The sequence below is a fragment of the Nocardioides baculatus genome, from assembly GCF_016735675.1.
Lineage (GTDB): Bacteria > Actinomycetota > Actinomycetes > Propionibacteriales > Nocardioidaceae > Nocardioides > Nocardioides baculatus.
On sequence record NZ_JAERSG010000003.1, the window covers coordinates 236,175 to 261,478 of the forward strand.

Genomic DNA, 25,304 nt, shown 5'->3' on the forward strand with positions numbered 1-25,304 from the left:
GGTTCGGACCATGTCAATGGGAAAGTTGACCACCACGTCGTACGTCGTCCTCGGCATGATCGCGATGCGGGGGCCGAGCACCTCGTACGACCTCAAGCGCGCGGTGAACCACTCGGTCGGCTACTTCTGGCCCTTCCCGCACGCCCAGCTCTACTCCGAGCCGAAACGGCTCGGGGAGCTGGGGCTCCTCGACCTCGAGGTGGAGTCCGAGGGCAGACGTCGGCAGACCTACACGATCACGTACGAGGGCCGCGACGCACTGAGCGCCTGGTTGGCCGAGCCCACCACGGAGCAGCTCCAGGTGCGCGACGTCGCCGAGCTCAAGCTGTTCTTCGGCGAGTTCGCCCAGCCGGAGGACGTGCTGAACCTGGCGCGTGAGCAGATCCTCCAGCACCAGGACCGCATCGAGGTCTACGAGTCGATGCAGGCCCGCTTCTCCGAGCGTGACGAGGTCGCCGACCGCATGGTGCCCCTGCAGCTGGGGCTCGAGCTCGAGTACGCCGCGCTGAAGTTCTGGCGCAAGCTGGAGAAGGAACGCAGCTCTCAGTAGCCCCGCCACGGACGGTGTCGTCCGGTTGCCCTCCGCGTTGGGGATGACCTGCGGCTGCCCACCTTCCATCGCCGCGATCACCGAGTTCGGCGTTTCCAGGTCGATGCCGACTGCCCTGCCCATGACCACTCAATCCGCCGGAAGCTCGTGTGAGGGCCATGCTCCTCGCGGCTCCGGGTCGCCTGCATCCCGTGAACGGGTGCTTCTGGGCGGGGCGGCCGCTGCCTGCTAGTGGATGGGCAGACGGTGCTGCAGCGCCAGCACGGTCAGCTCGACCCGCGAGTGGATGTCGAGCTTGAGGTAGACATGTTTGAGATGGGCGTCCACGGTGTGACGGGAGAGGTAGAGCTCCACGGCGATACTGCGGTTGGTCATCCCCTGAGCCACCCGGCCACGACGCGCAGCTCGCCGTCGGTGAGTGACGCCCATCCTTGGTCCGTGCCCTCCTCGCCGGGCGAACCTACCCTGACCATGGGATACCGGTTCGCCGCGGCGACGCTGGCGGCGGGGTAATCCGTCGGCGGTAGGTAGTGGGGGTTGTCGATCACCGTTCGGTCCAGCACGACCTTGGGGTGGGTATAGAGCAGCTCGACGAGCGTGTCGGCGCCGAACCTCGGCAGGTCGTAGAGGCAGATGAGGATGGCGGGCATGTGCTCGACGACCTGGGCGCGCGGGTCGCCTCCATGCCGCCCTAGGGCGGATGCCGGGCAGTGTCCCCACACTACGCCGCTGACCATGCGGGCGCTCACAGCAAGAAGCCAACAGCGCCCTCATACCGCAGCGTGCGCGCATCCTCTCGTTCGGCGATCCGCACTAGCCCCAGTTCGTGTCCCAGAAGTCAGATCGTGAGCAAGCTCGTGAGGGGGTGGCGACGTACCACGAGGCGGAGCTCGCCGAACTTCGTCGCACACGTAGCCGCCGCGAATGACCGGTTCCGCAGCGGCGAACTCAGGGCCTTCGACGTCGACGAGGTCTTGTTCCAGTACTCACGCGCCGCGAAAGAACTCTGGAAGTTCTGCAACATCGGCAACGCCCAGGTGACAGCGGGCCAGCTGCACAGAGCTCCCCTGAGCGACTGGTGGGAACGCGGGACACCGAGACGGGCAAGACGTCCCGTCGACGACCTACCGACCAGCGAATTTGAGTGACAGCCAGGCGGCCGAACGTGCGACATTCCGCCGCGTACCGTCCGGGGCGCGACATTGCGCCGCCTGTCGGGGACGCTCGCAGCTTCTGGGCTTGCCGAGATGAGTGCGCGACGGTGGGCCAATCTCCTCGAGGACTCGGTCTTTCGCGGGTGGGCCATTCTTACCTCTCCAGGTTCACCACAAGCGGTTTGGCGAGTGGTGACGTCGCTGCTACACCAGGCGGCTCGGGCGCCAGACGTGCACGAGGAGCCTCTGTCCTGCGCTTACCGCCGAGCATGGGTTCCACGCCCGGTCCGATCAGAGCGCGGCGTACACCGCCTCCTCAAAGTCTCCGTAGAGCTTCCAGGCCTCGTGACGCGTGATGAAGGGCAGCGAGTTGGTGTAGATCGAGGCGCAGATACCGGTCGTGCGGTCGATGAAGAAGTGGGTGTTGAAGAGCCCCGCCCACGACCCGGTGCCGGCGCGGCGGCGGCCAGGGATGTCATGGCTGTTGAGCAGGAGTCCGTAGCCCCACTTGTTGCCGGGGCCGGCATACATCGTGTCGGTGATCGGCGGGTCGGCGGTCGGGATCTCGGCGGGGAAGTCGAGGTCGCCGATCTGGTTGGTGAAGGCGGCGTCGACCGTGGCTTCGTCCAGGATGCGCACGCCGTTGAGCTCGCCACCTCGCAGGAGCGCCTGCTCGAAGCGGATGTAGTCGCGGGGGGTGGAGAAGAGGCCGTGGCCGCCCGCCCACCAGTCGGGTTCAGTGTTGAGGATGTTGCCAGCCGACGCCCATGTGCCGTCCTCGCCCTTCACGTGGACGGTGACGGCGTTGTCCATCTGCGTCTGGTCCGGGTGGAATGTGGTGCTGCTCATGCCGAGCGGGCCAGCGATGCCCTCGTCGATGACTGCGTCCAGCCTCTTGCTGGCGACGGCCTCCACGACGCGGCCGAGCCAGTCGGTGTTGATGCCGTACACGTACTTCTCCCCGGGGTGCGCCGTCATGGGCGCACCGAAGGCGGCCATCGATCCGGGTACGACGTTCGGGACGCCAGTCGCCGCTTCGTACTTCACGAGCTGGTCGTTCCAGAACCAGTACCCCAGGCCAGAGGTGTGCGTCACGAGGTGGTGAACCGTGGCCTTCGTGCGCGGCTCGACCAGGATGGGCTCGTCCCCGTCGAACCCCTCGAGCACCTTGACGTCGGCAAAGTCCGGGACGTACTCCTCCACCGGAGCGTCGAAGTCGAGCTCGCCACGTTCCTTCTGCTGCAGCGCAGCGACGGTGCAGACCATCTTGGTCATCGACATGATGCGGAAGTGGGTGGAGGTGCCGACCGGGTCATCAGACTCTCCCGCTATGCGGATCCCGGCGCCGCCCTCGTAGAGGACGCCGTCGCGGTCGGCGACGATCGCTGCGACGTGCGGCACTGCGCCGTCCGACACGGCGTCTGCGAGCACGCGGTCGATCCCGGATCCGTCGATGTGTGTGGCCATGGCTGCTCCTCAGAGTGCGGGGACGGTTTCTCCGTCCGGCTGCCGACCACCGTCTTCCAACCGGTGGCGAGTGGGAACCGACAACACGTCTGGGTCGGAGGAGTGACGACCGCCACATGGCGGTGGCAGGCTGGCGAGCCAGCCGATCTACTAAGACAGACTGCGGTTTCCTGATTGCAGAAGATGCGGAGAGACCTGTGACAGCCGAGGTGCAGCCCGTCGCGCGCCCGCCATTCGACGCTGAGCTGCGGGCCGGCCTGGCGGTGGTTGGCGGCATGTTCCCGCCGACGATCACGCCCGACCTCATCGACTTCATGCGTACGTCCTACGCGGCGCCGCCGATCGATGACCTCCTCCTTGCGAAGGGCATCGTCTGCACCGACGACGTGGTCGTCGCTCCGGACGGGCATGAGGTCGCCGTGTCGGTGCTGCGTCCCAAGGATGCGCTTGGTGAGCGCCCGGGGGTGGTGTATGCGCACTCGGGCGGGCTGATGTTCGGCGACCGCTTCAGCGGGATCGACCTGGTTCTCGACTGGGTGTCCGACTTCGGCGCGGTCCTCGTGACGGTGGAGTATCGGCTGGCACCCGAGCACCGGCACCCGTACCCCTTCGACGACATGTACGCCGCGCTCGAGGCCGCTGCCTCGCGTGCAGGGGATTGGGGCCTGCGGCGTGACCGCCTCGTGGTCGCAGGAGCGAGCGCCGGAGGTGGGCTCGCAGCAGGCCTTGCGCTCGCAGCCCGCGACCGGAACGGACCGGCGCTACGGGGTCAGGTACTCGACTACCCGATGCTCGACGACCGCGGCACCACGGCCTCGACCCACCAGTTCGACGGCATCGGCGTGTGGGACCGCGTCAGCAACGAGACCGGCTGGACCGCTCTGCTCGGCGACGCCCGTGGCACCGAGGCGGTGTCAGAGTACGCCGCCCCCGCCCGCGCAACGGACCTCTCGGGCCTGCCGCCGGCGTTCATCGACGTGGGTGCCGCCGAGATCTTCCGCGACGAGGCGATCGCCTACGCAGACGGGATCTGGCGTGTGGGCGGTGACGCGGAGCTGCACGTGTGGTCGGGGGCCTTCCACGCATGCGACATCTTTGCCGCCCATACCTCCGTCGGCCGCGCCATGATCCGGGCCAGGAACGACTGGGTCGAGCGGATCATCGCCGACTGAGAACCGGACTACGCTCGCTCGCAGAAGGAGGTCGTCGTGCAGGAGCTGCTCGGCCGCATTGCCCGGCTCGACCCGAGCGCGAGCCTCGGGCTGCGCGTCATCGCCTGCTTCGACGAGCTCATGGTCGGCAATGTCAACACGCGCGCGCTGCTTGCCGCTGCCGCATCGCTCGCTGGCTGCATCGCCGGCTTCCACTCCGAGACGCCGGGCCGGACCGTGCGCATCGATCCCCGCGGCCATCACGCGGACGACATACGACCGGAGGTGGACCCGGCCTTCCAGCAGGATGTGAGCGACGGACTGACAGTGTGGTTGGAGCGGAACGGGGCGCGGCAGCCCAACGACGCCATCGTGCTGGAGCGACTCGCCCTGGCGGTCCGCATGCGGCACGGCCGCGGGCGTGAGAGCGACCACCGGCGCGACCTGAGCCTGCTGCTCGATCCCGAAGTGGACGTGCAGGCCCGCTGCGTCTCCGCGATCACCCTCGGACTGCGTCCGGGAACGCGCTACCGAGTGGTCTGTGCGCCGCTCTTTGCCGTGTGGCCCGAGCACCCCCAGGGCCCCGAGGACGTCGTTGCAACGCGTTTCGGTGCAATCCACGCGCTGGTCCTACCGGCCAGTGCCCACGAGGTGACCGCTGTACCCAGCGGGGTCGGCGTGGCCACCGAGGTGGAGGACCTCCACCACTCCTTCCGCACAGCTCTCGTCGCGCTGCGGCTGTGCGATCCGCCGGCGGTCGGGTCGGTCCTGGCCGACGACTTCGGCGGACTGATCGGGCTGCTCGCCGACGCGCCGGACAGTTCCTTCCAGCCCGACGTCGCGCTGGTCGACGCGGTGATGGCCTATGCGTGGGGCGCGGAGACCTTGGCCTCGGTGGTCCGGTCACACTCGTTGCGGCAGGCAGCTCGCGAAGCCGGCGTGCACCACAGCACGATGCAGTCGCGCCTCGAGACCGTGAACGCGACCCTCGGGTTCGACCCGTTCGAGGGCTACGGGCGCACACGCCTTGGAACGGCGTACCTCGTCTGGCGCCTGCGCCACTCGCGCGTCTTGGACCTGCCCGCGCCCACCGCCACACCTTGAGGGTTCTGACGGTCGGTTCGGCTAGATCCGCGATCACACCGGTATCTTGAAGGGCCCCGCTGTTGCGTCTTTCCGCCGCCTGACGGCGCATCTTGAGTATCCGGACATGACATGCCGATGGGCGGGGTCCCTCGAACTTGAGGCGACAACATGCGCATCTCCGCATGCAAGTACGCGACCGCGACCGGCGGACCTCATTTCCGGCGTTGACTCGCTCGCACTGGCATTGTGGCGCGTCGAAGTCGGAGACCCGATGGTCGGCGCGATTGTCGAACATGCGGATCGGCTCCGATGAGCGCACGGAACAGCAGATGTGCGGGTGTATCCAGACTCCGGCTGAGCACGCGCCGCATGGCTTTCAGCAAACCGCTCCGCCATCAACGCGCGAGTCCCCCCGCCGTACCATGACCAGGGTGAGCCAGATCATTACTGATCAGCGGGATGACCGCCTCGCTACGGTGCTCGCTATCACCGCCACGGTCCTGACTGCCGGTTACATGCTGCCGTGGATGGTGGCTGCTGTCAGGGGCAAGGCGAATCACTGGTCCGTCTTCTGGGTCAACCTGCTGCTCGACTGGACGATAGTGGGATGGGTCGTCGCCATCATCATGGCGATGGGCCCGCACCGGGTGCTTAGCGTGTACCGACCGGGACGTTGGCGCCGTGGCTTCCCCGCTCGGAGTGTCGGCGCACGGACCCTCGCCAACGTCCCTGACCAAGAGGTCCGTTCAGCGCACTCGCACCCGTGACCCATTCCGCCGCGACTGCCTATCCCCGTCCCACGCGGTCGGGAGATCGTCTCTTTCTGAGCCAGCTCGGAGTTCGGCTCTTCGATTTCGAGGTCAGGTGCCAGGCCTTGCAGAGGCCGCACCAGTAGGACCCGGTCGGAGCCTTTTGACCATCTGACCGGCAAGAGTTCTGAATCGCGTGCAAGGCGCGTTCCGCGCCCCCCTGGCTTGGATAGGACTTCTTCGAGCAGTCGAGCATCGCGACCGTTCCTCAGGGCGCATGCTCAACTGGCTCATATCCAGCCCGGCACGATGGGTTCGCGGCAGAAGTCGCTCGGCCCGGTTCGGAGCGTGTATGTCTCCGTCTGACGAGACGTCAGATTACCGACCAACTCCCTTCGATGGCCAGCCTCCACCGTGCAACAGTCGCCGTGCGTCGCTTCGCCGCGTATACGGGGCTCCGCTCCGACAGTCTTGTCCTCGCGCTCGCACCTAACTCTTGACCGCAGCTCGCACGGTGGGCTGCCCAGCTCAGGAGTCAGAATGTCCATTCCCACCCAGATGAGCCTGGTCGGCTTCGTCGCGTCGGCGCCGGAGCTCCACTTCACCAAGCAGGGCGCCGAGTGCTGCCGGCTGCGCGTCGGCGTCGAACAGTGGCGCAAGGAGGTCGACGGGAGCTTCACCAAGCTCGACCCGACTTTCCACGACATGTTCGCGTTCGAGAGCACGGCCCGCGAGACCTACGCGCGGTTCCGCAAGGGCGACTCGTTCGTCGCGAGCGGCTACATCCACGAGTACGAGGTCGAGAGCCGCGACGGCGCCAGCGTGATCAAGGAAGAGTTCGTCGCCAAGAAGATCGGCCACAACATCAACAAGACCGACTACCTCGTGCAGCGCGGCCGCCACGCGGCACCGGATCGCTCGCTGACACCAGTCCCTGAGCCGCCGCCCATCGCGATCTGAGACGCGGTCGACCATGGGCATGTACGACGAGCCCGACGAAGACTACCGCGGCGTCACCGACCTTCTCGAGCGTCCGCCGGAGTCGATCAACTGGAATCTCCTCGGTTCCGAGGAGGCTGACCGCGAGTGGCATGACCTGGACGCCTGGGTGACCTGGCTGAAGGTTACCTTCGGGCTGCCGGCGTCGATCGTCCCGCCGCACTGGCACCGCCACGACGAGTTCGTCTGGGAGTTCTCCGCCCTGCACACCCACTGGCTCAGCTGCTACCACGAGACCGCGAGCCCGTCGGCACCGATCGCGTGGATGCGTGACTTCGCCGAGGCCCGAAACCGGCTGCGGGACTGGGTCGCGATCTGCGGCACCCGCCTCGACCGCGATCGCCCGACCCGCCAGACGGTCTGGCCCGGCGAGAAGGGTGTGGAACTCGGCGGCGAGATCTCCATCACCGACCGCCGGCGCGACTTCGAGGAGGTTGTGCGCGCCGACGTGTGCAGGCGCGGAGCCGCCGAGGCCGTGGCCAGGCGGTCCGTGCTCGGCTGAGCCAGATCCGCCTCATGGGCGCCGCCGCGCACCTTCATTCCACAGCCTTCGCGACCTTCAGCGCCCCGCCTCGACGAATTGGCGACGGTGGCATTCCAGCCACGAAGGGAGTCGATCGTGCTTCTCCCCCACGTACAGACGCTGGCGCAAGCTCGGTCCTACCTCGCTGCGCTCGCCGATCAGGCCTCGACGGTCGACGCCTCGTCGGCATACGAGCGCGTCCTCATCGAGCTCGATCGAATCCACGCGGACGAATGCCCATCGGCCGACACCGAGGGGCTGACTGAGGACCGCGCCGTTCTGCTGGCCGTAGCCACGTCGGCGCTGGAAGAGCTAGAGCATTACGGCATCGACCCGCTCACCATCGAGCTCGTCATCGCGATGCTCGATGACGCATACGCCTTGGACGGCACCTGATGTACGGCGAAACCGGGGCGGCGATGCGCGCAGAGCTCGCGGCTCTTCTCCGGCAGCACCGCATCCAGCAACGGCTGGTAGGGGCGACGACCGAGGAGCGCGAGGAACTCGGCGGACTGATCCGGACCTACCGCCAGACCGTGCTCGTCTGGCTCTGCCAAGCGATGCGCGCGGCCAGCCCGCTCGCGTTCTCCAACATGCCGCCGGCACAGCCGAACCCGTTCCGGTCAGTCGGCTCACGCGGCTCCCATCTGACTGCAGCCAGCGAACTGGCGCGAGCCATCGACATCGCACGACAGCAGTCGAGCGCGCGCCCCGCGTCAACGGATGCATTGGCCACGCCGAACGCCAACCCGATGGTGGACCGATGGCGCCTCACCGCCCGCGTAGCGGCCCTCGCCGAACACGACACCAGCGAGCAGGTGTCAGCGCAGATGACCGCGCCCCAGGCTCAGGCTCTCGTCGGCGACGTCGCCGCGCTGACCCAAGCACTGGTCGTCCCCGACCAGCGGTACAAGAACACACCCGGTTGGGAGCCGCTCGCCCAGAGCGCTCGTCTCGGCTGGGCATCGCTGGCTGCGGCGCTCGACGTGAACCTCGGCCAACCTGACTACGCGGTCGATCACCTCGGCTGGCGACCGAAGACGAAGCTCATCGCCGGTCCGGTGCGTCCAGGGATCCTCGGCGTGCTGCAGGCGCAGCACAACCTCGTGATCCGGATGAAGTCCGTGCCCAACGCGACCAACCTTCGCCTCGTCGTGGACTCCCAACGCCTCGTCTCCGCGCACCTCGCGCCGTACGCCGCCCGCATCGACGAACGACTCGCCGGGCGATGGGCCGAACGTGCCGAGACCTACTCCGTCGTTCAGAAGCAATTGCGCGAGATCGGCGGGCTTCTCGGGAAGGGCGGACTGGCCGTGGCCGAAGGCGCGACTGCCGTGGCGCGGCTGAAGGCCCTCCCCCACGACACGATCGTCGAGCCACGCGTCCTCTCCGGGTTCCAGTTGCTCTTCAACCGGCTCGACAACCGCATCGCCGACATCATCGAGGACGGGATCGAGCAGGGTGCCTTCTTCAAGCGCGTGACGCTCCCGCGCCTGGTCGGCGGGGGCGGACAACTGGTCCGCCCGGTCCGCGAACGCTTCGTACCCGTCACGTCGTCGACCGATCTCGCAGTCGTGAAGACCGTCCGCGAGCGGCTGCGACCCAAGGATGAAGTGCCGATGTCCACACCGGGACCGACGCGAGTCGACCTGCACTCCGCGCTGATCCACCGTCCGACCGAAGAAGGGGCCGTCGATGTCCCGAACATCTAACCCCCACACCATCGGCGGCGCCCGAGCACCTAGGCAGTCATGCCGACCGGAGGAGAGCAAATGTCCACCGACATGAGCACGTCAGACAGCGTCGTCTCGATGGTGCGAGACCCGTTCCTGAACACCGAGGCTGCGTGCGGCTACCGCGGCGTTCCCAAAGCGACGCTGCTGACCTGGCGGGTTCGCCGTCCTGGCTACGGCCCGCGAGCTGTCAAGGCCGGTGGCCGGCTCAAGTACCGCCTCTCGGAGCTCGACCGATGGCTGAGTGCCCACGAGGAGTCCTTCACGGAGGACGAGGAGAGCGACGAACACCCTTTTCGCGAGGTTGTCCATCCCCGGCGCCGTGCCAGTCGCGTGCGAGGTGCTGCTCTCCGGGCGACCGACCCCGGAGAGCTCGCCTGAGGACCAAAGGAGAGAAGAATGGCCAGACAACGGCTGATGGTCGGCACCTACGGGGAGATCAGTTGCTTCCAGTTGGAGAACGGGTCGTGGCAGGCGCGCGCCCGCTACTGCGACGTCGATGGTGTCGTGCGTCAATACCGCAAGAACGGTGAGACCAAGACCAAGGCGAGGGCCAACCTCAAGGCGTTCTTCGTCGAGCACACCGGCACCTTCGGTGACGGTGCCCTCGCGCCGGACGACACCGTTCAGGACCTCCTCGACCTCTGGTTCCAGAAGATGAAGCAGGCGGACGGCGGACCACGCTCGGAGACTCTGAGCTACTACGGCTCCCACGTCCGCTGGATCCTCGACCCCGACAAGACCGAGCACCCGCTGGGCGCCTACCAGCTCCGACACGTGCGACCGGTGATCATCCAGGCCGCGCTAGACAGCGCTGGCGTCTCTCCCGACCTTCGCAAACGCATACGCAGCGTCCTCGTGCGCGCGTTCAACATGGCGATCTTCCACGAGGCCATTAACGGCAACCCGGCCACGGCCGTCCCTTCGGTCCCTGTGCCACGAAACAAGAAGAAGCCTGTTGCCGTGAAAGACCTGGACGCCGTGCGCGCCGCCATCCGCGAGTGGGCCAACGCCGAGAAGCGGAACGGTCCGAAAAGCGTCGATCTGCCCGACATCGTCGAGATGCTCATCGCCACCGGTATGCGGATCGGCGAGCTGCTCGCCCTGCGCTGGTCCGACATCGAGCTGACGCCGCCGCCCGAACGGCGGGACGACGACGGGTGGTTCCCGTGGCTGATGGTGAACGGCCAGATCACATCGAGAGGCAAGCGGGTCGACTACGGCAAGACCCACGCCGCGATCCGCCCCATCGCGCTCCCGGACTGGGCTGCGGCGCTGCTACGCCGACGCAAGGTTGCCCAGCCACCCAACGCCCTCGACGCAGTGTTCATCACCCGCAACGGCACCTGGCACTTCCCCACCAACGTCCAGGGCCGGCTGTGGCATATCCGCCACCTTGCCGACTACGCAGACCTCGCCGCCCTCCAGGACGTCTCACCCCACTCGTTCCGCCGAACCGTGGCCACCGAGATCGACGAGGTCTACGACGCCGAGGCCGCCATGAACCAGCTCGGCCACACGTCCAAGGCGGTCACCGAGCGGCACTACATCAACCGACGGCTCGTCGTGCCCGACTACCGGGCCGCCACCGACCGCCTTGCTCCCGGCCCCGAGACGAGCGAAGGGTCGACTCCCGGGCTCTGAGACGGCTTCGGCGGTCACGAATGGCCTTCCCGGCCCGTGGACGCGCTCTGAGCCGCCCACGGGCCGTTCTGCGCGCCCTCAGGCCGTCCCGACAGGGCGAGTGAGGCGTCACAAACCGAGCCCGAGAACTCAAAGTGAGCCCAAAGTGAGCCTTAAGGCCCGTTCTCGGGACTCGCGCCCGAGAGCCCAGATCACATCAGCGCAGGTCAGAGCCGCTTTTCGTCAGCAGAGCAACGCATTCGACGTGGTGCGTCATCGGGAAGAGGTCGAAGGCCCGGATCGCGGTGAGCTGGTAGTCGTGCTCGGCGAAGATCGCGACGTCGCGGCCGAGGGCGGCGGGGTCGCAGGCGACGTAGGCCACCGCGCGGGGGCGGCGGTCGACGACCTGCTCCACCACGGCGCGCTTGGCGCCCTCGCGCGGGGGGTCGAGGACGACGAGGTCGAAGGGCTCGTCGAGGCCGGACCGGAGGACGCGGTCCATCGGGCCGCACTCGACGCCGGCCGTCTCGAGCGCGGCGAGGTTGCCGCGGGCGTGCTGGCAGGCCGTACGGTCCGCCTCGACCGCGACCACGCGCGCGCCGGTCGCCTCGCCGACGAAGCGGGCGAACAGCCCCACGCCGGCGTAGAGGTCGAGGGCCCGCTCCCCCGGCTGCGGGGCGAGCAGGTCCATGACGGCCTCGACCAGCACGCGCGGGGCCTCGGGGTGGACCTGCCAGAAGCCGTCGCCGGCGACGCTGAACGGGTGGGTCTGGCCCGCCGCGGAGACGTCGTGGGTGACCGGGTCTCGTGACGGGCGCTGCGCGCCCTCCTCGACCAGCGGTGGGCGGGCGCCGTCGGCCGCGATCAGGCAGTCGTCGACGAGGACCAGGTCGTGGGAGCGGTGGACGCGCATGGCGGGACGCCCGTCGGGCGTCACGGCGTAGCGCTGCCGCGTACGCCAGCGCAGGCCGTCGTCGTCACGGCCCGGCACCGGCACGGCCTGCACCTCGAGGCCGCTGACGATCTCCGAGTCGGGGTCGAGGCGGCCGAGCCGGACGAGCTGCTCGCGCACGACCGCGGTCTTGAGGTCGCGCTGGGCGGGCAGCGAGGCGTGCTGGAAGTCGCAGCCACCGCACAGGCCGGGGCCGGCGTAGGGGCACGGCGGCTCGACCCGCTCGGGCGTGGCCTCCACGACCTCCACGGCGTCACCGCGCCAGAACCGGTCGCCGTCGGTGCCCTCGGTGATCTCGACGACGACGCGCTCGCCGGGCAGCGCGTGGCGCACGAACACCACGCGCGCCTCCGGCTCGGGGAGGCGTACGACGCAGTGGCCTCCGTGGGCGACCGGACCCACCTCGCCCTCGAAGCGCTCACCCACCCGCGACCGACCCCGGGCCCGGCGCGGGCGGTTGGTGCGGCTCATCGCAGGGTGGTCATACGTCGTCGATCTGGCGGGGCGTGTCCCCCGACGCCACGCGGCCGCGGCGCAGGTCGCCGGCGTGCACGCGCTCCTCGTCGAGCCGTCCCCGCTCCTGGGCCAGCTGGGAGGAGCGCAGCTGGTAGGGGACGGAGATGACCATCACGCCGGGCGTGAAGAGCAGGCGGCCCTTGAGCCGGAGCGCCGTCTGGTTGTGCAGCAGCTGCTCCCACCAGCGCCCGACGACGTACTCCGGGATGTAGACCGCGACGACCCCGCGCGGGCTGGCCCGGCGGATCTCCTGGGTGTACTCGACGATCGGCCGGACCACCTCGCGGTAGGGCGAGTGCAGCACCTTGAGCGGGATGTCGAGGTGCCGGTCGTCCCACTCCTCCAGCAGCCGGTTGGTGGCCTTGGCGTCGATGCTGACGTAGATCGCCTCGAGCACGTTGGGGCGGGTGGCGCGGGCGAAGGCCAGCGCGCGCAGGGTCGGCTTGTGCAGCTTGGAGGCGAGCACGATCGCGTGCACGCGGGTCGGCATGACCTTGTCCTGCTCATCGGCCGCGAGCTCGAGCTCCACCCGGGCGTAGTGGCGCCCGATCGCCTTCATCACCATGAAGAAGAACGCCATCGCCAGGATCGTGATCCAGGCGCCCGCGAGGAACTTGGTGATGAGGACGATCACCAGGACGACGGCGGTCATGCCGAGGCCGAAGGTGTTGATCGCGCGCGAGCGCAGCATCCGACGGCGTACGGCCGGGTCGCGCTCGGTGGCGAGGTGCCGCGTCCAGTGGCGGATCATGCCGAGCTGGCTCAGGTTGAACGAGACGAACACCCCGACGATGTAGAGCTGGATCAGCTTGGTGGTCTCGGCGTCGAAGACGATGATCAGCAGGATCGACATGGCGGCGAGGAAGACGATGCCGTTGCTGTAGGCGAGACGGTCACCGCGCGAGCCCAGCGAGCGCGGCGCCAGACCGTCCTGGGCGAGGATCGAGCCGAGCACCGGGAAGCCGTTGAACGCCGTGTTGGCCGCGAGCACCAGGATGATGCCGGTGACCGTGACGACGAAGTAGAAGCCGGGCGGGAAGTGGTCGAAGACGCCGTTGGCGATCTGCGAGATCACCGGGTGCTGGTCGTAGCCCTCCGGCAGCCCGCTACCGCCGGCGGCGCGCAGCTTGTCGAGGTGGTGCGGGTCGACGTAGCGGATGCTCATCTTCTTGGCGAGGACGATGACGCTCATCATCATCGAGATCGCGATCAGGCCCAGCATGAGCAAGGTGGTCGCAGCGTTGCGGCTCTTCGGCTTGCGGAAGGCCGGCACGCCGTTGCTGATCGCCTCGACGCCGGTCAGCGCCGCACAGCCCGAGGAGAAGGCACGCGCGAGGAGGAACAGGAGCGCCACCTGGGAGAGCGGTCCGTCCCAGCCCTCGTCGGGGACGATCTCCAGCCCGGCGCTCTCCGCCAGCGGGAGGTCGCCCGCCAGGAGCCGGAGCAGGCCGTAGCCGCACATGCCGAGGATCGCGACCATGAAGAGGTAGGTCGGCACGGCGAAGAACGCGCCGGACTCGCGCACCCCGCGCAGGTTCATCGCCGTCAGCAGGATCACCGCGACCGTGGCCGCCGTCGCCTCGTGGCCGATCAGGCCAGGGATCGCGCCGGCGGCGTACTGCGCGGCGGACGAGATCGACACCGCCACGGTGAGGACGTAGTCGACCAGCAGTGCGCTGGCCACCGTGACACCCGCGTTGCGGCCGAGGTTGACGGTCGCGACCTCGTAGTCGCCGCCGCCCGAGGGGTAGGCGTGGACCGTCTGACGGTAGGACGCGATGACCGTCAGCATCACCAGCGCGACGGCGATGCCGATCTTCCACGACCACACATAGGTCGACGCGCCGGCCACCGCGAGCATGATGAAGACCTCGTCCGGTGCGTACGCCACGGACGACAGCGCGTCACTGGCGAAGACCGGGAGCGCGATGCGCTTGGGAAGAAGGGTCTCGCCGAGCTGGCTGCTGCGGAGCTTGCGCCCGAGCAGGATCCGCTTCGAGACGTCGCCGACACTCACGAACGAGAGCGTAGACCGCCCGACGCGTTTCTCCGCGCTGGGATACGGTTCTGGCGTGCACGTCGTGATCATGGGCTGTGGCCGCGTCGGTTCGACGCTCGCCCGCAGCCTCGAGGACCGCAACCACACCGTGTCGATCATCGACAGCGAGCCCGACTCGTTCCGGCGCCTCGGACCGGAGTTCAACGGCGACAAGATCACCGGCTACGGCTTCGACCAGCAGGTCCTCGAGAAGGCCGGCATCCGACGCGCCGACGCGTTCGCCGCGGTCTCGAGCGGTGACAACTCCAACATCATCGCCGCCCGCGTGGCCCGCGAGACGTTCGGGATCCAGCAGGTCGTCGCCCGCATCTACGACCCCGGTCGCGCCGAGGTCTACCAGCGCCTCGGCATCACGACGGTCGCGACCGTGAAGTGGACCGCGGACCAGATCCTCCGGCGGGTCCTGCCTGCGGGTGCCGAGCCCGACTTCCGCGACCCCTCCGGCACCATCCGCGTGGACCACGTCCAGGTCCCCGAGGAGTGGATCGGCAACCGGACGGTCGAGTTCCAGATGCAGTCCCGCAGCCGCATCGCGTGGATCGACCGCCTCGGCGAGGGCATGCTCCCGACCCGGGAGACCGTCCTCCAGGAGGGCGACATGCTGCACCTCGTCATGCGCGAGGAGCACGCCGCCCACGCCTACTCGGTGCTCGAGTCCGGGCCCGAGGACGACTGACCCGTGACCGAGACCTCGACTGGATTGCAGGAGCACTGCTGACATGCGCGTCGCCATCGCCGGAGCCGGAGCCGTGGGTCGCTCGATCGCGCGCGAGCTGATCGAGAACGGCCACCAGGTCCTCCTCATCGACAAGAACCCGTCCTCGATCCGACCCGAGCGCGTCCCCCACGCCGAGTGGCTGCTGGCCGACTCGTGCGAGCTGTCCTCGCTCGCGGAGGCACAGCTCGGCAAGTGCGACGTGGTGATCGCGGCGACCGGCGACGACAAGGCCAACCTGGTCACCTCGCTGCTGGCCAAGACCGAGTTCGGCGTGCCGCGCACGGTCGGCCGGGTCAACCACCCCAACAACGAGTGGCTGTTCACCGAGGCCTGGGGCGTCGACGTCAACGTCTCCACGCCGCGCATCATGTCGGCGCTGGTCGAGGAGGCCGTCTCCATCGGCGACCTGGTCCGGCTGTTCACGTTCCGCCAGGGCAACGCCAACCTCGTCGAGCTGACCCTGTCCGCCGACTCACCCTTCGTCGGCACGCCCGCCGGGCTCGTGCCCTTCCCGGACAACTGCGCCCTCGTCACGATCCTGCGCGATGGACAGGTCTACACCCCCGAGGCCGAGCAGCCGCTCGAGTCGGGTGACGAGCTGCTGTTCGTCGTGCCCGCTGAGGTCGAGGCCGAGCTCGAGCACCTGCTCTCCCCCGGCCACCACCCCAACTGAGCGGCGTACGACGCCTCAGGCGGGCGTCGCGTCCGGCGCGACCGGGGTCCGGTTGCGCGAGAGCAGCCACACCATCGAGCCGAGCGCCGCGAGCTGCAGCGGCCAGCCCAGCACGATCTTCGACACGCCCAGGACCGCCACGGCCGTGTCGGGGTCGAGCGACGCCGAGCTGCCGGCGAGCCAGATCGGCCCCTGGATCGCGACGCGCAGCAGGCACGGCGCGACCAGCAGCCAGGTGAGCCGCGTGCAGAGCCGGACGACCGGCTTGTCGTCGTGCCACGCGGTCGCGTCGCCGGTGATGCTGCCGACCATGAAGCCCACCAGCGGCCAGCCGATCAGGCAGGTGAGCGCCAGCACGACGGCGTACCCGCCGTTGTAGAGGATGCCGGGCAGGAAGTAGGCCAGCGCCTGGTCCTGCTCGGAGCCGCCCGAGGCGGCGGAGCGGTGCACGAAGTACCACCCGATCGCGATCCCGAAGAGCGCGTTCACGACGAACTGGACCGTCGAGCGCTGCACCAGCCGGACGGCGAGGAGCACGAGCGCGGCGCCCACGCTGACCATGAGCGCGAGGTCGAGGTCGCGCTGGGTGAGCCACGTCAGCGTGAACAGGATCGTCGGGACGGCGGCCTCGGCCATGCCGCGGCGACCACCGAGCGCCTTGGAGAGCTGCTGGCGCACGACCGCCTCGACGGTCTCCGCCTCGACCTTGGTCGCGGCGGGCTCCCGCGCCTCTTCCGTCACGGGCGCAGCTCGTAGCGCGGGTTGAACATCAGCGGGACTCCGCCCTGGCGTCCGATGCAGCCGGCCACGGTCATCGAGCGGCCCGGGTCGACACCGGTGATCCGGCGGCGGCCGAGCCACACGACGGTGATCACGCCGGAGCCGTCGTCGAGCTCGGCCTCGAGGGCCGGCACCCCGCCGCGCGGGCGCAGCGTCACGGTGCGCAGGACGCCGTTGACCACGACGTGCTCGCGCTCGGGTGCGTCGACGATCGCCACGGCCTCCGCGGTCGCGTAGGACTCGCGCAGGTCACGCTGGTGCGCCTCGCCGCTGTCGGCCCACTTGGACAGGGCCTGCCGCAGCCGGCTCTTCTCCGCCACCGCTCAGCGCACCCGGCGCGCGTCGTCCGGCAGCCTCACCGGTAGCGGCTCGCCGACGGGCATCGCCTGCTCCCCACGTCGTACGACGACCTGGGCGAGCGCGTCCTCCCACTCGGCGGTGTTGTCGGGGTCGAGCGCCGGACGGCCGAGGAAGGAGGCGCGGAGCATCCAGCGGTCACCGTTGATGCCGATGATCCGCGACGGCTGCGTCGCGTCGGTCCCGTCGGGTCGCTTCACCGGCATCTGGCACACCAGCTCGGTGCCCCAGCGCCCCTCGCGCTCGGTGGTCTGGCCCCCGCGGCGCGCCATGTCGGCGGCGATCTGCGGGCGGACGTCGGACCACAGGTCACCGTTGCGCGGCGCGGCGAAGGCCTGGAACTCGCACGCTCCGTCGGAGCCGGCGAGCATCACCGAGCGGACCTGGCCGCTCTGCTCGTCGACCTGGAGCCGCAGCTCGCGGTCGGCGATCGGCGGGACGAGCACGGACCCGAGGTCCGCACGGTCGATGCCGTCGCCCTCGACCTGCGACACGTCGAACGGCCCGGTGGTGGGGTCCGGCGTGTCGGCGGCCGACCCGGTCGTGCTGCCTGCCTCGTCAGCGGTGTCGGTGGCCTGTGCCTTGCGGCGGAACTTCACGTCAACATCTCCTCGCTAGCGAACCGGCTCACGATCGGGCACCGGTACCTGTAGAACCGTAGCCCCCGGCGCCGCGGACCGACTCCGGGAGCACCCCCACCTCGACGAACCGGGCGCGCTCGAACCGCTGGATCACCAGCTGGGCGATCCGGTCGCCGCGCGCGAGCGTCACCGACTCGACGGGGTCGTGGTTGATCAGCATCACCTTGATCTCCCCGCGGTAGCCCGCGTCGACGGTGCCGGGGCTGTTGACGATCGAGACCCCGTGGCGTGCCGCGAGGCCGGACCGCGGGTGCACCAGCGCTACGTAGCCGTCCGGCAGGGCGATGGACAAACCGGTCGGCACCATCGCCCGCTCCCCCGGCCCCAAGGTGACGTCCACGGTCGTGTGGAGGTCGGCGCCGGCGTCACCCGGGTGGGCGTACGACGGCAGCGGCAGGTCCGGGTCGAGGCGGACGACGCTGATGTCGAGGTCGGTGGGGATGTCCTGGTCGGGCACGAGGAAGGAATCTATCGGCCCTCGATAGGATCTGCGCCGTGGACTACGCCGAACGCCTCACCGTTCCACTGCGATGGTGGGTGCAGGGAACGATGCTGGTCGCGTCGTTCTGGCTCGCGTTCATCGTGGCCATCCCCGAGACCGTCGCCTGGTCGATCACGGCCGCTGCCGTGGTGGTCATGGTCGCGCTGTTCGTGGGTTACGGGCGTCCGCGGGTCGCCGTCGAGGACGGCATCCTTCACGCGGGGCCGGCCCACATCGACCTCGAGCACGTCGGCGAGGTCACGGCGCTGGACTCCGACGACGTACGCCGACAGGCAGGCGTGGATGCCGACGCGCGGGCCTACCTCCTGCTGCGTCCCTACCTCAAGCGCGGGGTACGGATCGACATCACCGACCCGGCCGACCCGGCGCCGTACTGGCTGGTGAGCTGTCGCCGACCGGAGGCGCTCGTCACGGCCGTCCGGGTGGGCCGGACCGCCGGTCGCTCTGGATAGGGTGGCCGACATGGCTTCGTCCCAGGACTCCAACAGCAAGCTCTACTCCGTGCTCTCCCTCGCCGCCGCGCTCGGCGCCGCGACGGTCGCGAAGAAGGGCCTCAACACGTCCTGGCGGGCCGCCACCGGCAAGAACCCCCCGGCCAACCCCGCCGACCCCGACGTGAGCCTCGGCGAGGCCGTCATGTGGGCGGCCGTGAGCGGCACCCTGATCGGCGTGGCGCGCATGCTGGCCACCCGTCGCGCGGCCCACTACTACGCGAAGTCGACCGGCCACCTGCCGCCGCAGCTCCAGAAGGACGGCCAGGACGCCAAGAAGGCCCCGGCTCCGACCTCCTGACCCTCGAGGCGTCGCCTTCACCGGCTCGCTGTCGAGGGCTCGGAGTTTCTGGCTCGGGATCGCGGGCTCTGGATAGCGGGCTCGGGATCGCGGGCTCTGCGTAGCGGGCTCGGGATAGGTGGCCTGGGATTCGCCGTCGCCGACCCCCTCGGCGCCCACGTTCCGGTGCGGGGAGCGCGAAGCTGTCGTCCCCACTGGCCCTCGAGTCCCTCCGAGACTCAACCGCTGATGCGCTGCCGCCGGTCGCGCCCTGGCCCGTGAGTCACTCAGAGACTCACTGCGTGGACCCGGTCGCCCTGCCACTTACTGGCCCGTGAGTCTCCGGAAGACTCGACGTCCACTGCTGCGACCCCTCGTCACGGCTCGCTGACCGTGAGTCTCGGAGCGACTCGATGGCCAGTGCAGTCGCGCGTCCGGGCCGACCTCGGGGTCAGACACCCGCAGGTGCGCGCGAACGCGCCGGTCGCCAGTCGCGTCTCCCCGCGATCCTGGGCCACCTTCCGTCCACACGACCGAGCGCCCGGGCGTACGCCGACGCACCTGTGGACGAGCACACCGCGGCTGTCGCATCCCCCGTCTGGGATCGAAGGGACAGCACGACACGCGACGGAAGGGCAGGCAGATGGTGGGGACGATCCACCCGATCAGGACGACGGACCTGACGGAGGAGGAGCGGGAGTGGATGTTGATGGGGCCGTTCGACGGTGAGGTGCCGGGCCTGGTGCGCCGGGTACGCCGCATCCTCGATGTCTCGCAGCGGGGGCTCGCGGCGATCCTCGAGGTGTCGCAGTCGGTGGTCGCACGCTGGGAGACCGGGCGGACCAGTCCCCGGGTGAGCGCCCTCCAGCAGCTGCTGGAGCTGGCCAGGATCCGGGTCGAGCTCAAGGACGACGACACGGACGAGCAGATCGGTCCGATGCGGGCCGACGGGGCCAGGAACCGGGCCGGGAGCCGCTACCCCGCCCACGTGGACCTCGAGGTCACCGGGTGGTGGGTGCCGCGGGAGGACCGGCGGATGACGACGATCGGCTACTTCGTGAACCATGCTCGCTCGCGTGAGCGGGGGCTGCCGGCCGTGCGCTACCGGCTCAATGGGCGCCACAAGCAGGTCCAGCGGATGCTCTTCGGCACCCCGGACGACCACCCTGCGCGGCACCAGCTGCGGGCGGAGGCCGAGCACCTCCAGGACCTGAAGGACGACCTCAGGCGGGCTCGTACGGCATGAGCAACGCCCGCCCCCTCGAGAGGGACGGGCGCTGTGTGAGACCGCGGATCAGATGCAGTCGCGGCAGATGAGCTTCTTCTCATCGGCGAGCTGCGAGCGGTGGTGAACCAGGAAGCAGCTCATGCAGGTGAACTCGTCGTCCTGCCGCGGCATGACCTCGACCGCCAGCTCCTCGTGCGAGAGATCGGCACCGGGCAGCTCGAATGATTCGGCAGCCTCGGTCTCGTCCTCGTCGACCTTGCCGGAGTTCTTGTCGTGGCGTCGGGCCTTGAGCTCCTCGATGCTCTCCTCGCTCTGGTCCTCCTCGGACTTGCGTGGCGCGTCGTAGTCGGTGGCCATCGATTCCTCTCCCCATACGGTGGTCTTGGTCCCCGCCGGTTCGCGGCGCGGGGTGGGACCCATTTGTGCTCGTCGTCGGCGCCAGATTGTGCACCATGAATCGACCCTGTGGTGAGCCGGTTCGCGACGTGTCGCCTGAACAGTGGAGTACTGCTCCGTATTCCCGCAATCCTCGCTCGGACCACCCACCCGTTCGAGCGGGTGCCGGGCCGTTCGTCAGGCGAGGAACCCCGCGGACCCGAGCGCCTCGACGAAGGTGTCCCAACCATCGGCGGGGGTACCCACGACGACGTTGCGCAGGTCACCCGCGCCCAGGGTCCGGCTGCCGTCGAGCAGGTCGAAGCGACCGCCCGCCTCGCGCAGCACGAGCCCGCCGGCCGACCAGTCCCACGGCTGTGGACCGGCCTCGACGTAGGCGTCGGCGCTGCCGTCGGCGACGTGGCACAGGTCGAGGGCGCACGACCCCATCCGCCGGATGTCGCGCACCTCCGGCAGGAGCCGGGCGACGCACGCTGCCTGGTGCTCGCGGACCTCCCGCTGGTAGCCGAAGCCCGTGAGCACGAGTCGCTCCCCCAGCGGCGGCGTCGGACGTACGCCGATGGGCCGGCCGTCGCGGGTGGCACCCTGGCCGAGCGCCGCGGCGTACTCCTGACCGGTCGGAATGGCGACGACCGCACCGGCCACCAGCGAGCCGTCGACCTCGGCCGCGACCGAGACGGCGCAGTCGGGCAGGCCGTAGAGGTAGTTGACGGTGCCGTCGATCGGGTCGAGGACCCAGCGCACCCCACTGGTGCCCGGCTTGTCGTCACCCTCCTCACCGAGGATCGCGTCGTCGGGTCGGGCCGCGGCGATCTGCGAGCGCAGCAGCTCCTCGACCGCCTTGTCGGCCTCGGTCACGACGTCCACGACGCTCGTCTTGGTGTCCGCGACGTCGATGCCGCCGCGCTGCATCTCACGGGCCAGCTCGGCGCCCGCGTGGGCGAGGTCGACCGCGAGGCTCCGCAGCTGGAGGGGCAGCTCGATGGGCGTGGCACTCACGAATCGGCCCCGCACAGGGCCGGACGCGGCCCCCGCGGGTTGGGGCAGCAGCCGGCGCCGCACAGGTCGGGTCCGGCGGGGAGGGAGCCCACCGCTGCGCGGTCGGGCTGCTCGCCCCGTTCGGCGGCCGCACGCTCGAGCACGAGGTTGCGCACCATCGCCACGAAGCGGGGATCGGTCCCGGCGGAGGCCGCCCGGACGGCCCGCATGCCGAGGCGCTCGGCCGTGGCCATCGCCTCGGTGTCGAGGTCGTAGATGACCTCCATGTGGTCGGAGACGAAGCCGATCGGCACCATCACCACCTCGGACACGCCGTCGCTGGCGAGGTCCTCGAGGTGGTCGTTGACGTCCGGCTCGAGCCACGGCGTCGACGGCGCACCCGAGCGCGAGCAGTAGACGAGGTCGTGCCGGTGGCTGCGCCCGGTCGCCTTCTTCACCCTCGTCGCGACCTCGTCGGCGGTGCTGCGGTGCTGACGGACGTACGCCGGTCGCGGCTGCCCGGCGGGGTCCTCCGACCCGCTGCTCTCCCCCATCTCGGTCGGGATGGAGTGGGTGACGAAGACCAGCCGCGCGCTGTCGCCGCCATCGGGCAGCTCGGCCAGGGCGGCGACGATCGCGTCGACGGCGGGCTCGATGAAGCCCGGGTGGTTGTAGTACTGCCGCAGCTTGTCGAGCCGGGGCGCGCCCGGCACCTTCTCGACGGCGTCGTAGAGGTTCTCGCGGTACTGCCGGCACGACGACCAGGAGGAGTACGCCGACGTGGCGAAGACGGCGGCGCGCGTGACCCCGTCCTCCTTCATCGTGGCCAGCGTGTCGGCGAGGTAGGGGTCCCAGTTGCGGTTGCCGAAGTAGACCGGCAGGTCGATGCCCTGGTCGGCGAAGTCCTTCTCCAGCGCGGCGATCAGCGCCCGGTTCTGGTCGTTGATCGGGCTGCGCCCGCCGAAGAGGAAGTAGTGCTCCCCCACCTGCTCGAGGCGCTCGCGCGGGATGCCCCTGCCGCGGGTGACGTTCTCCAGGAACGGCACCACGTCCTCGGGCTTCTCGGGTCCCCCGAAGGAGAGCACCAGCAGGGCGTCGTACGGCCTCACGTCGGGGCGCGCGGAATTCATGAACTCAGCGTAGACAGACCTACCATCACCTCGATGCTCGACTCCTACCGCCGGGTGCTGTCCCGCCCCGGCGCCCTCCGCTTCAGCAGCGCGGCGCTCGTCGCCCGGCTGCCCATCTCCATGGTGGGTCTCGGGATCGTCCTGCTCGTCGAGGAGCGGACCGGCTCCTACGGACTCGCGGGCACGGTCTCCGCTGTCTTCGTGCTGGCCGAGGCGGCGTTCGCGGTGATGCACGGCCGGTGGGTCGACCACTTCGGGCAGTTCCGGGTGCTGCCGATCGCGATCTCGGTCTTCGGCGCGGGACTGGCGATGATGATGCTGGCGGTCGAGCAGGACTGGCCGCGAGCCCTCCCCTACGTCTTCGCGGCCGTCTCCGGCGCCGCCCTCCCCCAGGTCGGCGCGAGCGTCAGGACCCGCTGGTCACACCTGCTCGACGAGCCCGGCGAGAAGCAGACCGCGTTCGCCCTCGAGGCGGTCCTCGACGAGGTCGTGTTCGTCGTCGGGCCGGTGGTCGTGACCCTGCTGGCGACGAGCTGGCACCCGGTCGCCGGCCTGACCTTCGCGCTGGTCACCGGCGTGCTCGGGACGTTCGCCTTCGCGTTGCAGCGCCGGACCGAGCCGCCCGCGGGGAACACCACGACCACCGACGGCGTACGTCCCCCGATGCCGTGGCGGCTCGTGCTGCCGCTCGCACTGGTCTGCCTGACCCTGGGCGCGCTGTTCGGGGCCGCCGAGGTCACCACCGTCGCGTTCGCCGAGGAGCAGGGCCAGCGGTGGACAGCCGGGTGGCTGCTCGCGGCCTGGTCGTTCGGCAGCCTCGTCGCCGGCCTCGTCACCGGCGCCGTCGCCTGGCGAAGCGGGCCGGACGTGCGGCTGCGCTGGGGATCGGCGGCGATGGCGCTGGCGATGACTCCCCTGATGTTCATCCACTCGATCCCGCTGATGGCGGTGGTGCTGCTGGTCGGGGGCCTGGCGATCGCCCCCACGATGATCGGTGCGATGACGATGGTCGAGCAGGGCGTCCCGTCGGGCCGGCTCACCGAGGGGATGGCGATCCTGCACACCGGGATCGTCGCCGGGGTCGCGCCGGGCGCCGCCGTCGCGGGATTCGTCGTCGACCACAGCGGCGCCTCGGCGGCGTACGCCGTCGCGCTCGTCGGCGGCGTCCTGGGGGCGCTCGCCGCCCAGACCGCCCGGCCGAACCGGGTCGCATCCAGGCCGCGATCCCCGGCGATCCCCTAGCCTGCGGACATGACGGTGTCCCCGACGACGTGGCGCAACTGGTCCGGCCTCGAGGAGTCGACGCCGGTCGTCACCGAGACACCGCGGTCGGTGGACGCCGTCGTCGACGTCGTACGTCGTGCACGGGACGCCGGCACCACGGTCAAGATGACCGGCACCGGGCACAGCTTCACCGCGATCGCCGCGCCCGAGCACACCCTGCTGCTGCCCGCCGGGCTCGACGGCGTCCTCGCGGTCGACCGCGAGGCGATGACCGTGACGGTGCGTGCTGGTACGCCCCTCAAGGACCTCAACCTCACGCTCGAACGCCAGGGCCTGTCGCTGCACAACATGGGAGACATCGCCGAGCAGACCCTCGCCGGAGCCACGTCGACCGGCACCCACGGCACTGGCGGTGTCGCGGCCGGGCTCGCCGCTCAGCTCGCTGGGCTGGAGCTGGTCACCGGCATCGGCGAGGTCGTCCGGGCCTCGGCCACGGAGAACCCCGACGTCTTCGAGATGGCGCGCGTCGGGCTCGGCGCGCTCGGCATCCTGACCAGCCTCACCTTCCACGTCGAGCCGCTCTTCGTCATCGAGGCGCACGAGCAGCCGATGACGTGGGACGAGGCGCTGACGTCGTACGACGACATGGTCGCGGCCGCGCACCACGTCGACATGTACTGGTTCCCGCACACCGACTGGCTGATGGTGAAGCAGAACGTCCGCACCGACCTCGCCCCCGGCGAGCAGGAGCCGCCGTCGCGGCTGGCCGCGTGGTGGGAGGACGACTTCATCTCCAACACCGTCTTCGGCGGCCTGTGCCGCATCGGCTCGCGGGCGCCGGGCCTGGTCCCGCGGATCAACCGGGTCGCCGGGCATGCGCTCTCGGAGCGTCGCTACAGCGACCTGGCCCACCGGGTGTTCGTGACGCCGCGCCGGGTGCGCTTCCGGGAGATGGAGTACGCCGTCCCGCGCCAGGTCGGCCTCGACGTGCTGCGCGAGTGTCGCCGGGTGATCGAGGCGAGCGACTGGCGGATCGCCTTCCCGATCGAGATCCGCACGGCACGCGCGGACGACGTACCGATGTCCACCTCGTACGGACGCGACAGCTTCTACCTCGCCTTCCACGTGCCGCAGGACACCGACCACCGCGCCTACTTCGGCGGCCTCGAGCCGATCCTGCGTGAGGCGGGCGGGCGACCCCACTGGGGCAAGGTCCACACCCGGTCGGCGGCAGATCTGGCTCCGGCGTACGACCGCTTCGACGACTTCCTCGCGATGCGTGACCGCCTCGACCCCGACCGGGTCTTCGCCAACCCGTATCTCAGGCGCGTCCTCGGCCCGTGA

Annotated in this window: 30 protein-coding genes and 1 pseudogene; 18 read left to right on the forward strand and 13 right to left on the reverse strand. The window is 69.7% G+C overall.

What is annotated here, in order from left to right; translation table 11 throughout:
* The first annotated feature begins 55 nt into the window (after positions 1-55).
* Complete coding sequence (locus JI751_RS10830; RefSeq protein ID WP_372440567.1) at positions 56-550, forward strand: PadR family transcriptional regulator; 495 nt, start codon at positions 56-58, stop codon at positions 548-550.
* On the opposite strand, the pseudogene JI751_RS10835 reads toward JI751_RS10830, so the two are convergent.
* The 3 genes and pseudogenes from JI751_RS10835 to JI751_RS10845 form a co-directional block, all read right to left on the reverse strand.
* A pseudogene (locus JI751_RS10835) lies at positions 542-673 on the reverse strand (Hsp70 family protein); the annotation flags it as partial. The gene JI751_RS10830 and the pseudogene JI751_RS10835 sit on opposite strands and share 9 nt — an antisense overlap.
* 105 nt (positions 674-778) lie before the next feature.
* Positions 779-925 carry a response regulator transcription factor gene (locus JI751_RS10840; RefSeq protein ID WP_201936163.1) on the reverse strand — a complete coding sequence of 49 codons (147 nt, stop codon included), beginning with the start codon at positions 923-925 and terminating at the stop codon, positions 779-781.
* Complete coding sequence (locus tag JI751_RS10845) at positions 922-1,200, reverse strand: MEDS domain-containing protein (protein WP_236666067.1); 279 nt, start codon at positions 1,198-1,200, stop codon at positions 922-924. Before JI751_RS10845 ends, JI751_RS10840 begins: the two co-directional genes overlap by 4 nt.
* A gap of 195 nt (positions 1,201-1,395) precedes the next feature.
* On the opposite strand from JI751_RS10845, the gene JI751_RS10850 reads away from it, so the two are divergent.
* Positions 1,396-1,698 (forward strand): hypothetical protein, encoded by a 303-nt coding sequence (locus JI751_RS10850; RefSeq protein ID WP_236666068.1) that lies wholly within the window; start codon positions 1,396-1,398, stop codon positions 1,696-1,698.
* Positions 1,699-1,995: 297 nt separating this feature from the next.
* Here the strand turns inward: JI751_RS10850 and JI751_RS10855 are convergent, their stop codons facing one another.
* The gene (locus tag JI751_RS10855; protein ID WP_201936167.1) at positions 1,996-3,171 is read right to left on the reverse strand and encodes a serine hydrolase domain-containing protein; all 1,176 of its coding nucleotides are present in this window, start codon (positions 3,169-3,171) and stop codon (positions 1,996-1,998) included.
* Positions 3,172-3,287: 116 nt separating this feature from the next.
* On the opposite strand from JI751_RS10855, the gene JI751_RS10860 reads away from it, so the two are divergent.
* The 9 genes from JI751_RS10860 (at position 3,288) to JI751_RS10900 (ending at position 11,056) form a co-directional block, all read left to right on the forward strand.
* Positions 3,288-4,343 carry an alpha/beta hydrolase gene (locus JI751_RS10860; RefSeq protein WP_201936169.1) on the forward strand — a complete coding sequence of 352 codons (1,056 nt, stop codon included), beginning with the start codon at positions 3,288-3,290 and terminating at the stop codon, positions 4,341-4,343.
* 36 nt (positions 4,344-4,379) lie between these two features.
* Positions 4,380-5,426 (forward strand): helix-turn-helix domain-containing protein, encoded by a 1,047-nt coding sequence (locus JI751_RS10865; RefSeq protein WP_201936171.1) that lies wholly within the window; start codon positions 4,380-4,382, stop codon positions 5,424-5,426.
* Positions 5,427-5,839: 413 nt separating this feature from the next.
* Positions 5,840-6,175 (forward strand): superinfection immunity protein, encoded by a 336-nt coding sequence (locus tag JI751_RS10870; protein WP_201936173.1) that lies wholly within the window; start codon positions 5,840-5,842, stop codon positions 6,173-6,175.
* Between the two features lie 522 nt (positions 6,176-6,697).
* Positions 6,698-7,117: a single-stranded DNA-binding protein gene (locus JI751_RS10875; RefSeq protein WP_201936175.1), complete on the forward strand. Its 420-nt coding sequence runs from the start codon at positions 6,698-6,700 to the stop codon at positions 7,115-7,117.
* Between the two features lie 13 nt (positions 7,118-7,130).
* Entirely contained in the window at positions 7,131-7,658 is a 528-nt protein-coding gene (locus JI751_RS10880) for a hypothetical protein (protein ID WP_201936177.1), read from the forward strand.
* Positions 7,659-7,775: 117 nt separating this feature from the next.
* Positions 7,776-8,075 carry a hypothetical protein gene (locus JI751_RS10885; RefSeq protein WP_201936179.1) on the forward strand — a complete coding sequence of 100 codons (300 nt, stop codon included), beginning with the start codon at positions 7,776-7,778 and terminating at the stop codon, positions 8,073-8,075.
* Complete coding sequence (locus JI751_RS10890; protein ID WP_201936181.1) at positions 8,075-9,391, forward strand: hypothetical protein; 1,317 nt, start codon at positions 8,075-8,077, stop codon at positions 9,389-9,391. Before JI751_RS10885 ends, JI751_RS10890 begins: the two co-directional genes overlap by 1 nt.
* A 60-nt stretch (positions 9,392-9,451) precedes the next feature.
* Positions 9,452-9,793, forward strand: coding sequence for a helix-turn-helix transcriptional regulator (locus JI751_RS10895; protein ID WP_201936183.1), 342 nt, complete (start codon positions 9,452-9,454; stop codon positions 9,791-9,793).
* Positions 9,794-9,829: 36 nt separating this feature from the next.
* Positions 9,830-11,056, forward strand: a complete 1,227-nt coding sequence (locus tag JI751_RS10900; RefSeq protein WP_201936187.1) for a tyrosine-type recombinase/integrase — start codon at positions 9,830-9,832, stop codon at positions 11,054-11,056.
* 196 nt (positions 11,057-11,252) lie between these two features.
* On the opposite strand, the gene JI751_RS10905 is transcribed toward JI751_RS10900, so the two are convergent.
* The gene (locus JI751_RS10905; RefSeq protein ID WP_201936188.1) at positions 11,253-12,458 is read right to left on the reverse strand and encodes a class I SAM-dependent RNA methyltransferase; all 1,206 of its coding nucleotides are present in this window, start codon (positions 12,456-12,458) and stop codon (positions 11,253-11,255) included.
* A 10-nt stretch (positions 12,459-12,468) separates the two neighbouring features.
* Positions 12,469-14,520 (reverse strand): APC family permease, encoded by a 2,052-nt coding sequence (locus JI751_RS10910; RefSeq protein WP_307814095.1) that lies wholly within the window; start codon positions 14,518-14,520, stop codon positions 12,469-12,471.
* Positions 14,521-14,575: 55 nt separating this feature from the next.
* Between JI751_RS10910 and JI751_RS10915 the strand changes: the two genes are divergently transcribed.
* The gene (locus JI751_RS10915; protein ID WP_201936190.1) at positions 14,576-15,238 is read left to right on the forward strand and encodes a potassium channel family protein; all 663 of its coding nucleotides are present in this window, start codon (positions 14,576-14,578) and stop codon (positions 15,236-15,238) included.
* 43 nt (positions 15,239-15,281) lie between these two features.
* Positions 15,282-15,953 (forward strand): potassium channel family protein, encoded by a 672-nt coding sequence (locus tag JI751_RS10920; protein WP_201936192.1) that lies wholly within the window; start codon positions 15,282-15,284, stop codon positions 15,951-15,953.
* 15 nt (positions 15,954-15,968) lie between these two features.
* Here JI751_RS10920 and JI751_RS10925 read toward each other — a convergent pair whose 3' ends face one another.
* Genes JI751_RS10925 through dut form a run of 4 tightly spaced genes read right to left on the reverse strand, consistent with a single transcriptional unit; the run spans position 15,969 to position 18,173 of the window.
* Positions 15,969-16,694, reverse strand: a complete 726-nt coding sequence (locus JI751_RS10925) for a DUF3159 domain-containing protein (RefSeq protein ID WP_307814097.1) — start codon at positions 16,692-16,694, stop codon at positions 15,969-15,971.
* Positions 16,691-17,053 carry an OB-fold nucleic acid binding domain-containing protein gene (locus JI751_RS10930; RefSeq protein WP_201936194.1) on the reverse strand — a complete coding sequence of 121 codons (363 nt, stop codon included), beginning with the start codon at positions 17,051-17,053 and terminating at the stop codon, positions 16,691-16,693. The genes JI751_RS10925 and JI751_RS10930 overlap by 4 nt, the downstream gene beginning before the upstream one ends.
* 3 nt (positions 17,054-17,056) lie before the next feature.
* Positions 17,057-17,689, reverse strand: coding sequence for a DUF3710 domain-containing protein (locus JI751_RS10935; protein ID WP_201936196.1), 633 nt, complete (start codon positions 17,687-17,689; stop codon positions 17,057-17,059).
* A gap of 28 nt (positions 17,690-17,717) precedes the next feature.
* Complete coding sequence (dut, locus tag JI751_RS10940; protein WP_201937082.1) at positions 17,718-18,173, reverse strand: dUTP diphosphatase; 456 nt, start codon at positions 18,171-18,173, stop codon at positions 17,718-17,720.
* A gap of 53 nt (positions 18,174-18,226) precedes the next feature.
* Here dut and JI751_RS10945 point away from each other — a divergent pair, with 53 nt between their 5' ends.
* From JI751_RS10945 to JI751_RS10955, 3 genes are all read left to right on the forward strand, one after another.
* Positions 18,227-18,685: a DUF3093 domain-containing protein gene (locus JI751_RS10945; RefSeq protein ID WP_307814099.1), complete on the forward strand. Its 459-nt coding sequence runs from the start codon at positions 18,227-18,229 to the stop codon at positions 18,683-18,685.
* A gap of 10 nt (positions 18,686-18,695) precedes the next feature.
* The gene (locus JI751_RS10950) at positions 18,696-19,025 is read left to right on the forward strand and encodes a DUF4235 domain-containing protein (RefSeq protein WP_201936197.1); all 330 of its coding nucleotides are present in this window, start codon (positions 18,696-18,698) and stop codon (positions 19,023-19,025) included.
* Between the two features lie 622 nt (positions 19,026-19,647).
* Positions 19,648-20,250, forward strand: coding sequence for a helix-turn-helix domain-containing protein (locus JI751_RS10955; protein WP_201936199.1), 603 nt, complete (start codon positions 19,648-19,650; stop codon positions 20,248-20,250).
* Between the two features lie 48 nt (positions 20,251-20,298).
* On the opposite strand, the gene JI751_RS10960 is transcribed toward JI751_RS10955, so the two are convergent.
* The 3 genes from JI751_RS10960 to JI751_RS10970 all read right to left on the reverse strand — a co-directional run bounded on the left by JI751_RS10960 (position 20,299) and on the right by JI751_RS10970 (position 22,736).
* Positions 20,299-20,589, reverse strand: coding sequence for a DUF4193 domain-containing protein (locus tag JI751_RS10960; protein WP_056600397.1), 291 nt, complete (start codon positions 20,587-20,589; stop codon positions 20,299-20,301).
* A 216-nt stretch (positions 20,590-20,805) separates the two neighbouring features.
* On the reverse strand, positions 20,806-21,627 hold the full coding sequence (locus JI751_RS10965) for an inositol monophosphatase family protein (RefSeq protein WP_307814104.1): 822 nt from the start codon (positions 21,625-21,627) through the stop codon (positions 20,806-20,808).
* Positions 21,624-22,736, reverse strand: coding sequence for a ferrochelatase (locus JI751_RS10970; RefSeq protein ID WP_201936200.1), 1,113 nt, complete (start codon positions 22,734-22,736; stop codon positions 21,624-21,626). Before JI751_RS10970 ends, JI751_RS10965 begins: the two co-directional genes overlap by 4 nt.
* A gap of 33 nt (positions 22,737-22,769) precedes the next feature.
* Between JI751_RS10970 and JI751_RS10975 the strand changes: the two genes are divergently transcribed.
* Both JI751_RS10975 and JI751_RS10980 read left to right on the forward strand, forming a co-directional pair.
* Positions 22,770-23,978 carry an MFS transporter gene (locus JI751_RS10975; RefSeq protein ID WP_201936202.1) on the forward strand — a complete coding sequence of 403 codons (1,209 nt, stop codon included), beginning with the start codon at positions 22,770-22,772 and terminating at the stop codon, positions 23,976-23,978.
* A 9-nt stretch (positions 23,979-23,987) separates the two neighbouring features.
* Positions 23,988-25,304 (forward strand): D-arabinono-1,4-lactone oxidase, encoded by a 1,317-nt coding sequence (locus JI751_RS10980; RefSeq protein WP_201936204.1) that lies wholly within the window; start codon positions 23,988-23,990, stop codon positions 25,302-25,304.

Bases quoted from the DNA above. Each gene is read 5' to 3' on its own strand.
- JI751_RS10895 (WP_201936183.1), top strand. From the start codon at position 9,452: ATGTCCACCGACATGAGCACGTCAGACAGCGTCGTCTCGATGGTGCGA.
- JI751_RS10860 (WP_201936169.1), top strand. From the start codon at position 3,288: ATGGCGGTGGCAGGCTGGCGAGCCAGCCGATCTACTAAGACAGACTGC.
- JI751_RS10890 (WP_201936181.1), top strand. From the start codon at position 8,075: ATGTACGGCGAAACCGGGGCGGCGATGCGCGCAGAGCTCGCGGCTCTT.
- JI751_RS10980 (WP_201936204.1), top strand. From the start codon at position 23,988: ATGACGGTGTCCCCGACGACGTGGCGCAACTGGTCCGGCCTCGAGGAG.
- JI751_RS10960 (WP_056600397.1), bottom strand. From the start codon at position 20,589: ATGGCCACCGACTACGACGCGCCACGCAAGTCCGAGGAGGACCAGAGC.
- JI751_RS10880 (WP_201936177.1), top strand. From the start codon at position 7,131: ATGGGCATGTACGACGAGCCCGACGAAGACTACCGCGGCGTCACCGAC.
- JI751_RS10900 (WP_201936187.1), top strand. From the start codon at position 9,830: ATGGTCGGCACCTACGGGGAGATCAGTTGCTTCCAGTTGGAGAACGGG.
- JI751_RS10830 (WP_372440567.1), top strand. From the start codon at position 56: ATGATCGCGATGCGGGGGCCGAGCACCTCGTACGACCTCAAGCGCGCG.
- JI751_RS10950 (WP_201936197.1), top strand. From the start codon at position 18,696: ATGGCTTCGTCCCAGGACTCCAACAGCAAGCTCTACTCCGTGCTCTCC.
- JI751_RS10920 (WP_201936192.1), top strand. From the start codon at position 15,282: ATGCGCGTCGCCATCGCCGGAGCCGGAGCCGTGGGTCGCTCGATCGCG.
- JI751_RS10955 (WP_201936199.1), top strand. From the start codon at position 19,648: ATGGTGGGGACGATCCACCCGATCAGGACGACGGACCTGACGGAGGAG.
- JI751_RS10855 (WP_201936167.1), bottom strand. From the start codon at position 3,171: ATGGCCACACACATCGACGGATCCGGGATCGACCGCGTGCTCGCAGAC.
- JI751_RS10970 (WP_201936200.1), bottom strand. From the start codon at position 22,736: ATGAATTCCGCGCGCCCCGACGTGAGGCCGTACGACGCCCTGCTGGTG.
- JI751_RS10840 (WP_201936163.1), bottom strand. From the start codon at position 925: ATGACCAACCGCAGTATCGCCGTGGAGCTCTACCTCTCCCGTCACACC.
- JI751_RS10845 (WP_236666067.1), bottom strand. From the start codon at position 1,200: ATGCCCGCCATCCTCATCTGCCTCTACGACCTGCCGAGGTTCGGCGCC.
- JI751_RS10975 (WP_201936202.1), top strand. From the start codon at position 22,770: ATGCTCGACTCCTACCGCCGGGTGCTGTCCCGCCCCGGCGCCCTCCGC.
- JI751_RS10905 (WP_201936188.1), bottom strand. From the start codon at position 12,458: ATGAGCCGCACCAACCGCCCGCGCCGGGCCCGGGGTCGGTCGCGGGTG.
- JI751_RS10875 (WP_201936175.1), top strand. From the start codon at position 6,698: ATGTCCATTCCCACCCAGATGAGCCTGGTCGGCTTCGTCGCGTCGGCG.